Below are 13,510 nucleotides of genomic sequence, written 5' to 3' on the forward strand. Positions count from 1 at the left end.
CGCGCCGAAACGAACGCGCTTTGCGCGCGATCAAGCTTTCTTGCGCTTCGCATCCTTTCCGATGCGGTGCCCCGCAGCGGCCAGCGCCACCATCCGGTCGGGCAGGGCGGACCTGATATCCGGCCGCCGCTCCTTCTCCTTCTTCCAGTGCTTCTTGTCCTTGCGGGTCATGCCGCAGCCGAGGCACCAGCCGGTCTCCTCGTCATATTTGCAGATATCGATGCAGGGGCTCGCCATCCCCGCCATATGGGCCGTCACGCTCCGGCTTGCAGGAGCGGCAGCGGAGCGATAATCGCGATCCTGCAACCGGGAGAATGAACGCGCATGGCCAGTGACCTCGAGATCGCGCGTGCCGCGACGCTGCAGCCGATCGGGGCCATCGCCGCCCGTGCCGGCATCCCGGAGGAGGCCCTGATCCCCTATGGCCGGCACAAGGCGAAGATCGACCTCGCCTTCCTCCGCACCCAGTCGGCCCGGCCCAAGGGGCGCCTCGTCCTCGTCACCGGCATCAGCCCGACCCCGGCCGGCGAGGGCAAGACCACCACCACCATCGGCCTCGGCGACGCGCTGAACGCCCTCGGCACCCGCACGATGATCTGCCTGCGCGAGCCCTCGCTCGGCCCCTGCTTCGGGGTGAAGGGCGGCGCCACGGGCGGTGGCCATGCTCAGGTCGCGCCGATGGAGGAGATCAACCTCCACTTCACCGGCGACTTCCACGCCATCACCTCGGCCAACAACCTGCTGGCCGCGATGATCGACAACCACATCTACTGGGGCAACGCGCTCGGCCTCGATGCGCGCCGCATCACCTGGCGCCGCGCGGTGGACATGAACGACCGCGCGCTGCGCGGCATCGTCGGCTCGCTCGGCGGCGTCGCCAACGGCTTCCCGCGCGAGGATGCCTTCGACATCACCGTTGCGTCCGAGGTCATGGCGATCTTCTGCCTCGCCACCGATCTCGAGGACCTGCAGGCGCGGCTCGGCCGCATCATCGTCGGCAGCACGCGCGAGGGCCAGCCGGTGACGGCGCGCGACCTCAAGGCGGACGGCGCCATGGCCGCGCTGCTGCGCGATGCCTTCGCGCCCAATCTCGTGCAGACGCTGGAAGGCTCGCCGGCCCTCGTGCATGGCGGCCCCTTCGCCAATATCGCGCATGGCTGCAACAGCGTGGCGGCGACGCGGCTCGGCCTGTCGCTGGCCGATGTGGTGGTGACGGAAGCGGGGTTCGGCGCCGATCTCGGCGCCGAGAAATTCCTCGACATCAAATGCCCCTCGGCCGGCCTAGCGCCCGAGGCCTGCGTGGTGGTCGCGACGGTGCGTGCGCTCAAGATGCATGGCGGCGTCGCCAAGGCCGATCTGGGCCGCGAGGATGTCGCGGCATTGAAGCGCGGTGTCGTGAACCTGGCCCGTCACGTCGAGAACATGCAGAAATTCGGGCTTGGCGTGGTTGTGGCCTTGAACGCTTTTACAACCGACACGGGCGCCGAGATCGCCGCCGTGCAGGAGGCGATGTCCGCCCTCGGCACCGAGGCGGTTCTCTGCACGCATTGGGCCGATGGCGCTGCGGGTGCGGCCGAGCTGGCGCAGGCCGTGCTGCGGCGAATGGAGACGGGCACGACGCGTTTCGCGCCACTCTACACGGCAGGGTTGCAACTCGAGGCCAAGCTTCGCCGCATCGCCACCGAGATCTACCGTGCTGCCGATGTGCAGATCCCCGGCGCCGTCGCCGCCAAGCTGCGCCGCTTCGAGGAGATGGGATTCGCGCATGTTCCTGTCTGCGTCGCCAAGACGCAGTACAGCTTCAGCGCGGATCCCACCGCGCTCGGCGCTCCGGTCGGCCATGTGCTGCCCGTGCGCGACGTGCGCCTCTCGGCCGGCGCGGGATTCGTCGTCGCGATCTGCGGCGAGATCATGACGATGCCTGGTCTGCCGCGTCGTCCCGCCGCGGAATCCATCGGTCTCGATGCCACGGGCGCGATCGACGGGCTCTTCTGAGCCCGCCTGACGCAAGCGTGCGGCGAAGGTGGCGGGGATACACGCAAGGGTGTCTCAGCCCGTTCCCACCCCGGTCCAGGCTTCGGTTAGTGTCCGCGCCATTCGACAGGCAGACACTGCGAAGGGAACGGCGGGGACCGCATGCAGGAGGAGGATAGTGCATCCGAGGCGGAGGCGTTCGCAGTAGCGATTGCCGCCGAGATTCCTCGCCTGCGCCGCTTCGCCCGCGTGCTTGCGCGGAGCAGCGACATTGCCGACGACCTGGTGCAGGAGACGCTGCTGCGCGCCATCTCGGCCCGCGCCCAGTTCGAACCCGGGACCAACCTGCGGGCCTGGCTTTTCACCATCCTGCGGCATGCCCGCGCGGCCGCGCTGCGCCGCGCCTCGCGCAGCCCGATCATGGAGGCGGAGATCCTGCCCGACGCGCCGGTCTCCGGTGGGCAGGAGGAACGCCAGGCGATGCGCGACGTCGCCACCGCCTTCCGCAAGCTGGCCCGCATCCACCGCGAGGCGCTCTGGCTCGTCGTGGTGGAGGGGCTCGACTATGCCGAGGCGGCACGCATCCTGAATGTCCCGCCGGGCACGTTGCGCTCCCGCCTGTCCCGGGCGCGGGAAGCGCTGCGGGAGGAGATCGGCAGTCCCAATTCTGGTCCCCCCCAGGCTGAGGAGGAAGGCTGACGTACCCCCGGGGCGTCAGGCTCAGCTTTCGGTATCGCCGCGCAGCGCACGCAGCAGACGGGCCGGCACCGGGGCCGTCAGGATCCAGTCATGCGCCCTGCTCAGTTCCCGGCGCAGCAACGCATCCAGGGCAGCATCCTCGAGCCGCGCTGCCGGGACCGGGTGGCGACGTGTGGCGATCGTACCGCTCTGCATCGATAATGGAAGATCGGGAGCCGCGGTAGGTTCCGTCTTGCGGCCGTCGGCGGGGGGCAGCTTGCTCGGCATGGGGGAACCGCGGTTGGGTCAGAGGCCGATCGCCCCCGTCTTTCGCAACCTATGGGCGAGGTTGCGTGTTCGCAAGCACTCAAACGTGAAGAGCGAACTTCCGCTCCGGGGCGTGGCATTGCTGCGACATTGCCCCCCTGGACGCTGCCTCGCAGGATGCGGGGATGCCCCATGACCCCGCCTCCCTGCTCCAGGCCGGCGCCGCCCGCCACGCCGCTGGCGACCTTTCCGGTGCCGAGCAATTCTACCGCCAGGTGCTGAGGCGCCAGCCACAGGACCCCAATGCGCACAACCTGCTCGGCGTGCTGGCCCGGCAACGGGGGGATGTGGCGGGCGCCCTCCGCCACACCGAGCGCGCCCTGGCAGCCCAGCCGGAGGTGCCGGCCTTCCTCGCCAATCGCGGCGCCGCCCTGGCCGAGGCCGGGCGCCTGCCGGAGGCCGTTGCCACGCTGCGCGCCGCGCTCGCCCGCCGGCCGGAGGATGCGGTGACGCTGCGGAATCTCGGCCAGGCCCTCTGCGCCATGGGAGACCCGCATGCGGCCCTCCCGCCGCTCGAGGCCGCGGCCCGTCTGCAGCCGGATGCGCCGGAGCCGCTGCTCGCCCTGGCCCATGCCCGGCGGGAGGCGGGCGATGCGGAGGGTGCTGCCACGGCTGCCGAGGCCGCGCTCGCCGCCCCCGCCGCGCCGCCCGCACTGGCCGAGCAGGCGCGCTTCCTCCTCGCCGCACTCGGCCGCGCCGCGCCCCCGCCACGGGCGCCGGCCGCCTATGTGCGCGACCTCTTCGACCAGTTCGCGCCCCGCTTCGAGGCCGAGCTCACCGGCCGCCTCGCCTACCGCACCCCGGCCCTGCTCGCCGCCTTGCTGGAGGAGCAGGGGGTGGCGCCGCGCCGCGCGCTCCGCGTGCTCGATCTTGGCTGCGGCACCGGCCTGTCCGGCGCGGCCCTCGCCCCCTTCGCCCGCCGGCTCGAAGGGCTCGACCTCTCGCCCCGCATGCTGGCCGAGGCCCGGCGGCGCGGCCTCTACGACGCGCTGCACGAGGCCGACCTGCTGGACTGGCTGCCGGGCCGCCCCGCCACTTTCGGCCTCATCGCCGCCGCCGATGTGCTGAACTATCTCGGCGACCTCGCCCCGGCGCTGGCCGCCATCGCCGCCGCCCTCGCGCCGGGCGGCCTCGCCGCCTTCTCGGTCGAGGCGGGGGAGGGGGCGCCCTTCGCCCTGGCCGAGGCCATGCGCTACCGCCACGACCCGGCGCATGTCGCCATGCTCGCCGCGGCGGCCGGGCTCGCCCCCGTCGCGCAGCGCGCCGCCGTGCTGCGGCAGGAGCGCGGCGCCCCGGTCGGGGGCGCCCTGTTCCTGCTCAGCCGGCCTCGATGATCCGCGCCTCGGCGACGACGCGGCGGATCCGCTCGTTGTCGGTGGCCCCGCCCTCGACCGCGGCGATGGCCCGCGCCTCCACCGCCCGCACCGCCTCGAGCCCTGCGAGCACCGCCTCGGCCTGCTCGATGGGCACCACCACCACCCCGTCCGCATCGCCGACGACGATGTCGCCGCTGCGCACCGTGAGCCCGCCGCAGGTGACGGGCGCCCCCACCACGCCCGGCCCGTTGGCCGCTGGCGAGGTCGGCACCACGCCTGCGGCGAAGACCGGCAGGCCTGTCGCCAGGATGCCGGCCCTGTCCCGCGCCGCGCCCTCGGTGACGAAGGCGGCGACGCCCTTGTTCTTCATCATGCCGGCGACCAGGTCGCCGATCGCCGCGGCGCCGAGATAGGCGTCGTTCGCCACCACGATCACGTCGCCCGGCTGCGCCTCGGACAGCGCGCCATAGACACCGATGATATCGGCCGGATAGGCGAAGGCAGTCAGCGCCGGGCCGACGAAGGTGGCATTGGCCGGGTCGAGCGGCTTGATCGCCCAGCTCATCGCCCCGCGCCCCGCCATGGCATCCACCAGATGCGACGTCTGCGCCCCGCGGAACCGCTCCAGCAGATCGGCCGGGACGCGCCGATGCCCGCGATGAATGGTCAGCAGTGGCGGGTTGTCGAGCATGGGGTCCCTCCTCGGATCACCCCGCCAGCTTCACCCCGCCACGCTACTCCGCATAGATCATCTTCCGCGTCATGCCGCCATCGGTGAGGAATTCCGCCCCGGTGACGAAGCCGCTCTCCGGCCCCACCAGCCAGGCAGCCATCGCCGCCACATCCTCCGGCCGCCCGACGCGCCCCGCCGGATGCTGGGCATGGTCCTCCGGCCTGAGTGCCTCCCCCTTGGTGTCGATCCAGCCGGGGCTGATGCAATTGACCCGCACATCGGGGCCGAGGCTGACCGCCAGCGCATGGGTCAGCGCGAGCAGGCCACCCTTGGAGGCGCTGTAGCTCTCCGTATCCGCCTCCGACTGGTGCGCCCGGGTCGAGGCGATGGTGACGATGGCGCCGCGCGCCGTCCGCAGCATCCCCTCGGCCGCCCGGGTCAGCAGGAAGGCGCTGGTCAGGTTCGTCCCCAGCACCGCATGCCATTCGGCGAGGCTCAGTGCCCGGATCGGCTTGCGGATCATGAAGCCGGCATTGCAGATGAGCGCGTCGAGCCGCCCCTCCGCCCCGGCGATGCCCTCGACCAGCGCCTGGACCGCTGCCTCATCCGCCACATCCACGCGCACGAAGCGCCCCGGCACGCCCTCGGTCGGCTCCCGGTCGGCGACCACCACCTGCCAGCCATCCCGCTCCAGCCTGGCCGCGACCGCCCGGCCGATGCCCCGGGCGCCACCCGTCACCAGCGCCACGCGCCGATCCTGCTCCATCGCCATCCTCCCGCTTCGGCCCCTATCCTGTCGCCAAGACGACGAAGGAGGACCGATCCATGGCCGCACCGCTGCTCTTCACCCCGCTGACCATCCGCGGCGTGACGCTGAAGAACCGCATCGTGGTCGCGCCGATGCATCAATATGCCGCCAACCGGGGCTATGCGACGGACTGGCACCTGATGAATGCCGGCCGCTACGCCGCCGGCGGCGCCGGCCTCGTCATCATGGAAAGCACCAAGGTGGAGCGGCGCGGCTGCGGCACCCATGGCGATCTCGGCCTCTGGGAGGATGGGCAGATCCCCGGCCTCGCCCGCTGCACCGCCTTCATCAAGGCGCAGGATGCCGTGCCCGGCCTGCAGCTCGGCCATTCCGGCCGCAAGGCCCGGCGCTTCCGCCCCTGGGAGGGCGGCGGCCCCCTGCCGCTCGAGGCGGCCGAGGATGACTGGGAGCTCGTCGCCCCCAGCGCCCTGGCCAGCCCCGAGAGCGACCCGCTGCCCCGCGCCCTGACCCGCGCCGAGGTGCAGGACCTCGTCGGGCGCTGGGCCGATGCCGCCCGCCGCGCCGATGCCGCCGGCGTCGAGGTGCTCGAGATCCATGGCGCGCATGGCTACCTGATCCACCAATTCCTCTCCCCCTTCAGCAACCTCCGCAACGACGACTACGGCGGCAGCGAGGGGGGCCGCATGCGCTTCTGCCTCGAGGTGGTGGAGGCGGTCCGCGCCGTCTGGCCGGCGGAGAAGCCGCTCTTCCTCCGCCTCTCGGTCGAGGACGATGCGGGCTGGGACGTGGCGCAATCCGCCCGCCTCGCGGCGCTCGCCGGGCCGCTCGGCGTCGATGTGGTGGATTGCTCCTCGGGCGGCATGCGCGGCGCGCCCGTCGTCGGCACCGGCCCGATCACCTATGGTTACCAGGTGCCCTATGCCGCCCGGCTGCGGCGCGAGGCGGAGATCGCCACCATGGCCGTCGGCCTCATCGTCCATGCCGACCAGGCGGAGGGCATCCTCCAGCGTGGCGAGGCCGACCTCATCGCCCTCGCGCGGGAGCTGCTCTACAACCCGCACTGGCCGATGGATGCCGCGCAGAAGCTCGGCGTCGACCCCCGCTTCGCCCTGGTGCCGCCCGCGCAGTCCTACTGGCTGGAGAAGCGCGCCCGACAGGTGAAGGAGCTGGTGCCGAGCACCTGGCGCGAGGGCATGGACCGATAGAGGGGAGCAGCCGGCCCCTCGCGCATCCCGCGCGCGTCGGGCCTATACTCCCCGCATGGCCCCCCGCCGATCCCCCGACACCCCGCCCGCCGACCTCTTCGGCGAGGCCGCCCCGCCGCCGCCCCGCGCCGAGGCCCCCACCGGCCCCCGCCCGCTGGCCGACCGCCTGCGTCCGGCCGAGCTGGAGGAGGTGGTCGGCCAGGACCATCTCGTCGGCCCCTCCGGCGCGCTGACCGGCATGCTCGCCCGCGGCGCGCTCGCCTCGCTGATCCTCTGGGGCCCGCCCGGCGTCGGCAAGACGACCATCGCCCGGCTGCTGGCCGAGCGCGCGGGCCTCGTCTTCGTCCAGCTCTCGGCCGTATTCTCCGGCGTCGCCGACCTCAAGCGCGCCTTCGACGAAGCGCGGCAGAGGCGGCGGGTCGCGCCGGAGGCGCGCGGGAGGATGTCGCAGGGGACGCTGCTCTTCGTCGACGAGATCCACCGCTTCAACCGCGCCCAGCAGGACGGCTTCCTGCCCGTGGTGGAGGACGGCACCGTCACGCTGGTCGGCGCCACGACGGAGAACCCAAGCTTCGCCCTCAACGGCGCGCTGCTCTCGCGCTGCCAGGTGCTGGTTCTGAGGCGCCTCGACGAGGCCGCGCTCGACCTGCTGCTGACCCGCGCCGAGGCCGAGGCCGGCCACCCCCTGCCGCTCGACCCGGCGGCGCGGGCCAGCCTCAAGGCCATGGCCGATGGCGACGGGCGCTACCTGCTGAACCTCGCCGAGCAGCTTCTCGCCCTGCCGCCCGGCCAGCCGCCGCTCGACGCCGCCGCCCTCGGCGAGCTGCTCGCCCGCCGCGCCGCCCTCTACGACAAGGACCGGGAGGAGCACTACAACCTCATCTCGGCGCTGCATAAGTCGCTGCGCGGCTCGGACCCGGACGCGGCGCTCTACTGGTTCGCGCGCATGATCCAGGGCGGCGAGGACCCGCGCTACATCGCCCGCCGGTTGACCCGCTTCGCCGCCGAGGATGTGGGCCTCGCCGACCCGCGTGCCCTGCCGCTCGCCATCGCCGCCTGGGAAACCTATGAACGCCTCGGCTCGCCCGAGGGCGAGCTGGCGCTTGTCCAGCTCGTGCTGCATCTCGGCACCGCGCCGAAATCGAATGCCGCCTATGTCGCCTGGGGCGAGGCGCAGCGCGCCGCACGTGAGACCGGCAGCCTGATGCCGCCGCAGCACATCCTCAACGCGCCCACGAAGCTGATGAAGAGCCTCGGCTATGGCCGCGGCTATGCCTATGACCATGACGAGGCGGAGGGCTTCTCCGGCCAGGACTACTTCCCGGAGGGGATGGCCCGCCGCGCCTTCTATCGCCCGACCGACCGTGGAGCCGAGGCCGCGATCGGTGAGAGGCTGGAGCGCTGGGCCGCGCTGCGGGCCAGGAAAAAGGGCGGCTGATCGCCGCCTTCGGACACTACCGCTGCGCGAAGCGCTCGTCGCGGTCCGGCACCTGCACCGGCGTCACCACGACCGGCGCCGTGCCCTGCTCGCGCATGCCGAGATCCTGGGCAGTCTTCGGGCTCACATCGATCACCCGGTTCCGTGCATAGGGGCCGCGATCCTCGACCTTCACCTCGGCCGTCCGGCCATTCTCCAGGTTGGTCACGCGTGCCGTCGTGCCGAGCGGCAGCGTGCGGTGCGCCGCCGAATTCGAACGGGTATCGAAGCGCCGGCCATTCGCCATCCGCCGGCCATTGAATTTCTGCGCGTAGTAGCTGGCCGTACCCCGTTGTTGCCGTGTCTGGGCCGGGGCGTTGTGATGAGGGGCTCGTGCCTTTTCGGCGGCCTGAGCGGAGAGGACATGATCCGGGGTGCCGACACCCAGGACCATGAGGGCCGCGCCTGCGACCATCGCTGCTATCCGTGTCATGCCCTCCGTTACGCCTGGGCGGCCCGAAAGTTCAACCCACCCCTGTTCGCATCGCGAGCGACGCTGGGCTACACGGAACGCATGACCATCCAGACCCGGATCGTGGCCGAGGCCGAGGCGGATACCCGCCTCGACCGTTGGTTTCGCCGCCACTTCCCCCAGCTCACCCAGGGCGCCCTGCAGAAAATGCTGCGCACCGGCCAGATTCGCGTCGATGGCCGCCGCGCCGAGGCCAATACGCGCCTTGCCGCGGGCCAGGAGGTCCGCATCCCGCCGCTGCCCGACGGGCCGCCGCCGGAGCGCGATCAACCCCCGGTTTCACCCGAGGATGCCGAGATGCTGCAACGCCTCGTCCTTCACAGGGACGAGAGCGTCATCGTCCTCGACAAGCCGCACGGCCTGCCGGTCCAGGGTGGCCCCGGCATCACCCGGCACCTCGATGGCATGCTCGATGCGCTGCGCTTCGGCTCGCAGGAACGCCCCCGCCTCGTCCACCGCCTCGACCGCGACACGTCGGGCCTGCTGCTGCTGGCCCGTACCCCGGCCTCGGCCGCCTTCCTCGCCAAGGAGTTCCGCGGCCGCGGCGTCGAGAAGACCTATTGGGCCATCGTCACCCCGCCGCCGCAGCTCGAGGATGGCCGCATCGACATCCCGCTGGCCAAGCTCGACGGCCCGCGCGGCGAGCGCATGCAGGCGGTGGAGGATCCGGATGAGGGCGCCCGCGCCGTCACCGATTTCCGCACCCTCGATGCCGTCCGCGGCCGCGCCGCCTGGCTGGAGCTGAAGCCGCTCACCGGCCGCACCCACCAGCTCCGCGTCCATTGCGCCGAGGGGCTCGGCACCCCGATCCTCGGCGACGGCAAGTATGGCGGCGGCGCCGCGCATCTGGACGGGTTGCCGGGCGAGCTCCATCTCCATGCCCGGGCCCTCCTGCTGCCGCATCCCGATGGCGGCATGCTGGAGGCGGCGGCGGCCCTGCCGCCCCATATGAAGGAAACCTTCGCCTATTTCGGCTTCGAGGCCCCGAGAACACCCAAGCCGCGGCGACTGGCGCCGGCCGCCCGGCGCTGACGCCCAACCCCGCCGGGAGAGCCCCATGCCAGACCCCGCCCCCCGCCGCTGGCGCCGCCCGGCCTTGATCGCGCTGGCGGTGCTGGTGCTGCTGCCGGCGACCGCCATCCTCGCCCTGCTGCTCGCCTTCGACCCGAACAGCCAGAAGCCCCGCATCCAGGCCGCGGTGCAGGCCGCGACCGGCCGCCAGCTGGAGCTCGGCCCCATCGGGCTGAAGCTGGCCCTGGCCCCGACCCTCACCCTGCAGGATGTCAGCCTGGCCAATGCCCCCGGCGGCAGCCGGCCGCAGATGGCCAGCATCCGCCGGGTGGAGGTGGAGCTCGCCCTGCTGCCCCTGCTCTCCCGCCGGGTGGAGGTGCGGCGGCTGGTGCTGGTCGGGCCCGACATCCTGCTCGAGACCGATGCCGAGGGCCGGCCGAATTGGGCCTTCACCCCCGCCGCCCGTCCGGCCGAGCCCGCCACGGCGCCCGAGGGGCCAGCGACTGCCCCGGCGACAGAGGCCCCAGCGACCGCCGCGCAGGAGGCCGGGCGCCGCCTCGGCATCGCCGTCGACCGGGTGGACCTCACCGAGGGCAGGCTGGCCTGGCGCGATGGCCGCACCGGCGCCACCCGCAGCCTCGACATCGCCCGGATCGAGACCCGCGCCGACCCGGCGAGCGGCGCCCTGCGCCTCACTGGCGGGGTTGCCCTCAACGGCGTCCCCATCGCCCTCACCGGCGAGACCGGCCCGCTCGACCGGCTGCTCGACCCGGCCGCCACCACCCCCTGGCCCATCCGGCTCGGCCTGGAGGCTGCCGGCGCCCGCCTCGCCGCCAGCGGCGGCATCGCCCAGCCCCGGCAATTCCGCGGCGTGCAGCTGGCGGTCGAGGCCCAGGTGCCGGAACTGCAGAAGCTCGCCCCGCTGCTGCCCGATGCGCCGCTGCCGCCGCTGCGCGACCTGGCGCTGACCGCCAACCTCACCGAGGCCACGGTCAGCGACCTCCGCCTCAGCCTCGGCGCCGCGGTGCTGGATGCGGTGCTGCCCGGCCTGCACCTCGCCAGCCTCACCGCCACGCTGCCCCGGCAGGATGCGCCGCTGGCCCTGGCCGCCGAGGCCAGGCTGAACGACCTGCCCCTGCGCCTCGCCGGCACGCTCGGCTCCCCCACCCTGCTCATGCCCGGCGCCGCGCCGCAGCCCTGGCCGCTCGACCTCACCGTGACCCTCGCCGGCGCCACCGGCACCGCCCGGGGCAGCATCGCCGATCCGCGCCGCCTCGCCGGGGTCGATCTCGCCCTTGGCCTCCGCGCGCCCGACCTCGCCGCGCTCGCGCCGCTGGCGGGGGCGCCGCTGCCGCCGGTCCGGGACCTCGCCATCGACACGCATCTCGCCGAGCGCACCCCCGGCTTCGCCGGCGGCGCCATCCTGCGCGGGGTCCGCATCGCCTCCTCGGCGGGCGATGCGGCGGGCGACCTCGTCTACGTCATCGGCCAGCGCCAGGGCTTCACCGGCAGCCTCGCCTCCAACCGGATCGACCTCGACGCGCTGCGCCCGCCCGCCGCGCCCCCCGCCGCTGCGGCTGCCCCGGCCGCCCCGCCACCGGCGCCGGACCGCCGGGTGATCCCCAACCTGCCGCTGCCGCTCGAGGCGCTGCGCATCATCGATACCGACCTGCGCTGGCAGGTTGCCAGCCTCGTCGCCCATGGCCTGACCCTGCAGGGCATGCAGCTGCATCTCGTCATGCAGGACGGCAGGGCACGGCTCGACCCGCTCTCCGCCACCCTGCCGGGCGGGCCGGTTGCGCTCCGCGCCGCCGCCGACCTCACCACCACGCCGCCCACCGTGCAGGTCGCGGCGCAGTCGCCGGGCCTCGACCTCGCGCCGCTGCTCACCGCCTTCGGCCAGAACCCGCCCCAGGTCACCGGCCATCTCGGCCTCGATGCCGATCTGCGCGGCCAGGGCAGTGACCTCCGTGCCGTGGCCGGCAGCGCGCATGGCCATCTCGGCCTGGCCCTGGTACGTGGCAGCCTCGCCGGCAGCGTCGTGGAGAGGTTGCCCGCCGAGCTGCGCCGCATGCTGCCCGCGGGCGCCGGGGGGCGGGAGATCCCGCTGCGCTGCGCCGCCCTCCGCTTCCAGGTCGAGGACGGCATGGCCCAGTCCCGCGCCCTGCTGCTCGACACCGCGCTCGGCCGCATGGGCGGGGAGGGCGGGCTGAACCTGAAGACGGAGGCGCTGGCCTTCCGCCTGATGCCCGATCTCCGCCTGGCCGGCATCGAGTTGCGGGCGCCGGTGAATGTCGCCGGCACGCTGCACGCGCCGCGCATCGGCGTCTCGCCCGAGGCGGCCATCGCGGGCGGGCTCGGCGCCTTCCTCTCCCTGCAGAACAGCCCGGACCGCAGCCTGCAGGCGCTGGCCGGGGCCTTCGGCGGCGGGGGCGGTGAGTTGCCCGATTGCGAATCCCAGCTCGCCATCGCCCGGGGCGGCCGGCCCGGACCGGCCCCCGCCGCAGCCCAGGCGGCGAGTCCGCCGCCCGCCCCAACCCGGGCCCCGGCCCCGGCGTTGCCAGGGGCAGCGCAGGAGCTGTTGCGTGGCCTCTTCGGGAGATAGGGTGGTAACAGGATGAAGCGTTTCTGGAACAGCGCCGCCACCAGCGAGCAGCCTGGCGGCTTCGGCGTGGTGCTGGATGGCAGGCCGGTGCGCCTGCCCGGCGGGGCGCCGCTGGTGGTGGACCGTGCGCCGCTCGCCGAGGCCATCGCCGGCGAATGGTCGGCGGCCGGCGGCGGCGCCAAGGGCGGCGAGATGAGCATGAACGACATGCCGCTCACCCGCCTCGTCGGCACCGCGCAGGAGCGCATCGCCCCCGACCCCTCCGCCATGGTCGAGGGCCTCGCCCGTTATGCCGAGAGCGACCTGCTCTGCTACCGCGCCGAGGACCCGCAGCTCGCCGCCCGCCAGGCGCTGGAGTGGCAGCCGCTGCTCGACTGGGCCGCGCTGCAGCATGACGCGCCGCTGCGGGTGACGGAGGGCATCATGCCGATCCCGCAGGAGGGCACGGCGGTGGCCGCCCTCCGCGCCGCCATCGCCACCCGCAACGCGCTGGAACTCGCCGCGCTCGGCGTGCTGGTGCCAGCGCTCGGCAGCCTGGTGCTCGGCCTGGCCGTGGTCGAGGGACGGCTGGAGGCGGCGGAGGCGCATCGCCTCGCCATCCTCGACGAGACCTACCAGGAGGAATTCTGGGGGCTCGATGCCGAGGCGGCCGAGCGCCGCGCCCGCATCGCCGAGGACATCGCCGTGGTCGCCCGGCTGCTCGCCCTGGCGAGGCCGGCATGAATGCCCGGCACCTCCGCATCGAGGGCCGCGTCCAGAATGTCGGCTACCGCGCCTGGATGGTGCGGGAGGCGCGCCGCCTCGGCCTCTCGGGCTGGGTCCGCAACCGCGCCGATGGCAGCGTCGAGGCCGTCGTCGCCGGGCCGGAACCCGCCGTGCAGGCCCTGCTGACCGCCTGCCGGCGCGGCCCCATCGCCGCCAGGGTGGACCATATCGAGGAGGGCTTCGCCGACATGCCGGAGGACCTGGGCTTCCAGCAGCGCTAGAGCATACCCCGATGGGA

General features: G+C 73.4%; 14 protein-coding genes. 9 read left to right on the forward strand and 5 right to left on the reverse strand.

Features of this window, described 5'->3' with window-relative positions:
- Window positions 1-30 precede the first annotated feature (30 nt).
- Window positions 31-237 (reverse strand): DUF1289 domain-containing protein, encoded by a 207-nt coding sequence (locus BLR02_RS08120; RefSeq protein WP_090563637.1) that lies wholly within the window; start codon window positions 235-237, stop codon window positions 31-33.
- Window positions 238-324: 87 nt separating this feature from the next.
- Here BLR02_RS08120 and BLR02_RS08125 point away from each other — a divergent pair, with 87 nt between their 5' ends.
- Complete coding sequence (locus BLR02_RS08125; RefSeq protein WP_090563331.1) at window positions 325-1,995, forward strand: formate--tetrahydrofolate ligase; 1,671 nt, start codon at window positions 325-327, stop codon at window positions 1,993-1,995.
- A 141-nt stretch (window positions 1,996-2,136) separates the two neighbouring features.
- Window positions 2,137-2,673: an RNA polymerase sigma factor gene (locus BLR02_RS08130; protein ID WP_176849439.1), complete on the forward strand. Its 537-nt coding sequence runs from the start codon at window positions 2,137-2,139 to the stop codon at window positions 2,671-2,673.
- Window positions 2,674-2,694: 21 nt separating this feature from the next.
- Here the strand turns inward: BLR02_RS08130 and BLR02_RS28525 are convergent, their stop codons facing one another.
- A complete protein-coding gene (locus tag BLR02_RS28525) occupies window positions 2,695-2,940 on the reverse strand; it encodes a hypothetical protein (protein ID WP_143018072.1) in 246 nt (81 codons plus the stop codon).
- A 164-nt stretch (window positions 2,941-3,104) separates the two neighbouring features.
- On the opposite strand from BLR02_RS28525, the gene BLR02_RS08135 reads away from it, so the two are divergent.
- Window positions 3,105-4,313: a methyltransferase domain-containing protein gene (locus BLR02_RS08135; protein WP_090662257.1), complete on the forward strand. Its 1,209-nt coding sequence runs from the start codon at window positions 3,105-3,107 to the stop codon at window positions 4,311-4,313.
- Here BLR02_RS08135 and BLR02_RS08140 read toward each other — a convergent pair.
- The gene (locus tag BLR02_RS08140; protein ID WP_090662261.1) at window positions 4,297-4,986 is read right to left on the reverse strand and encodes an RraA family protein; all 690 of its coding nucleotides are present in this window, start codon (window positions 4,984-4,986) and stop codon (window positions 4,297-4,299) included. The genes BLR02_RS08135 and BLR02_RS08140 overlap by 17 nt on opposite strands.
- Window positions 4,987-5,029: 43 nt before the next feature.
- On the reverse strand, window positions 5,030-5,734 hold the full coding sequence (locus tag BLR02_RS08145) for an SDR family oxidoreductase (RefSeq protein ID WP_090662470.1): 705 nt from the start codon (window positions 5,732-5,734) through the stop codon (window positions 5,030-5,032).
- Window positions 5,735-5,793: 59 nt separating this feature from the next.
- Here BLR02_RS08145 and BLR02_RS08150 point away from each other — a divergent pair, with 59 nt between their 5' ends.
- Entirely contained in the window at window positions 5,794-6,942 is a 1,149-nt protein-coding gene (locus BLR02_RS08150; RefSeq protein ID WP_090662263.1) for an NADH:flavin oxidoreductase/NADH oxidase, read from the forward strand.
- Window positions 6,943-6,997: 55 nt separating this feature from the next.
- Window positions 6,998-8,380, forward strand: a complete 1,383-nt coding sequence (locus BLR02_RS08155) for a replication-associated recombination protein A (RefSeq protein ID WP_090662266.1) — start codon at window positions 6,998-7,000, stop codon at window positions 8,378-8,380.
- Window positions 8,381-8,396: 16 nt separating this feature from the next.
- On the opposite strand, the gene BLR02_RS08160 is transcribed toward BLR02_RS08155, so the two are convergent.
- Window positions 8,397-8,852 (reverse strand): septal ring lytic transglycosylase RlpA family protein, encoded by a 456-nt coding sequence (locus BLR02_RS08160; protein WP_090563354.1) that lies wholly within the window; start codon window positions 8,850-8,852, stop codon window positions 8,397-8,399.
- 81 nt (window positions 8,853-8,933) lie between these two features.
- Between BLR02_RS08160 and BLR02_RS08165 the strand changes: the two genes are divergently transcribed.
- From BLR02_RS08165 to BLR02_RS08180, 4 genes are read left to right on the forward strand one after another with little or no spacing between them, the layout of a single operon-like run.
- Entirely contained in the window at window positions 8,934-9,923 is a 990-nt protein-coding gene (locus BLR02_RS08165) for an RluA family pseudouridine synthase (RefSeq protein ID WP_090662269.1), read from the forward strand.
- Window positions 9,924-9,948: 25 nt separating this feature from the next.
- Window positions 9,949-12,507: an AsmA family protein gene (locus tag BLR02_RS08170; RefSeq protein WP_090662272.1), complete on the forward strand. Its 2,559-nt coding sequence runs from the start codon at window positions 9,949-9,951 to the stop codon at window positions 12,505-12,507.
- 12 nt (window positions 12,508-12,519) lie between these two features.
- On the forward strand, window positions 12,520-13,230 hold the full coding sequence (locus tag BLR02_RS08175; protein WP_090662274.1) for an ATP12 family chaperone protein: 711 nt from the start codon (window positions 12,520-12,522) through the stop codon (window positions 13,228-13,230).
- A complete protein-coding gene (locus BLR02_RS08180) occupies window positions 13,227-13,493 on the forward strand; it encodes an acylphosphatase (protein ID WP_090563362.1) in 267 nt (88 codons plus the stop codon). The genes BLR02_RS08175 and BLR02_RS08180 overlap by 4 nt, the downstream gene beginning before the upstream one ends.
- Window positions 13,494-13,510: the final 17 nt, after the last annotated feature.

It is taken from the genome of Belnapia rosea (assembly GCF_900101615.1).
Classification (GTDB): Bacteria; Pseudomonadota; Alphaproteobacteria; order Acetobacterales; family Acetobacteraceae; genus Belnapia; species Belnapia rosea.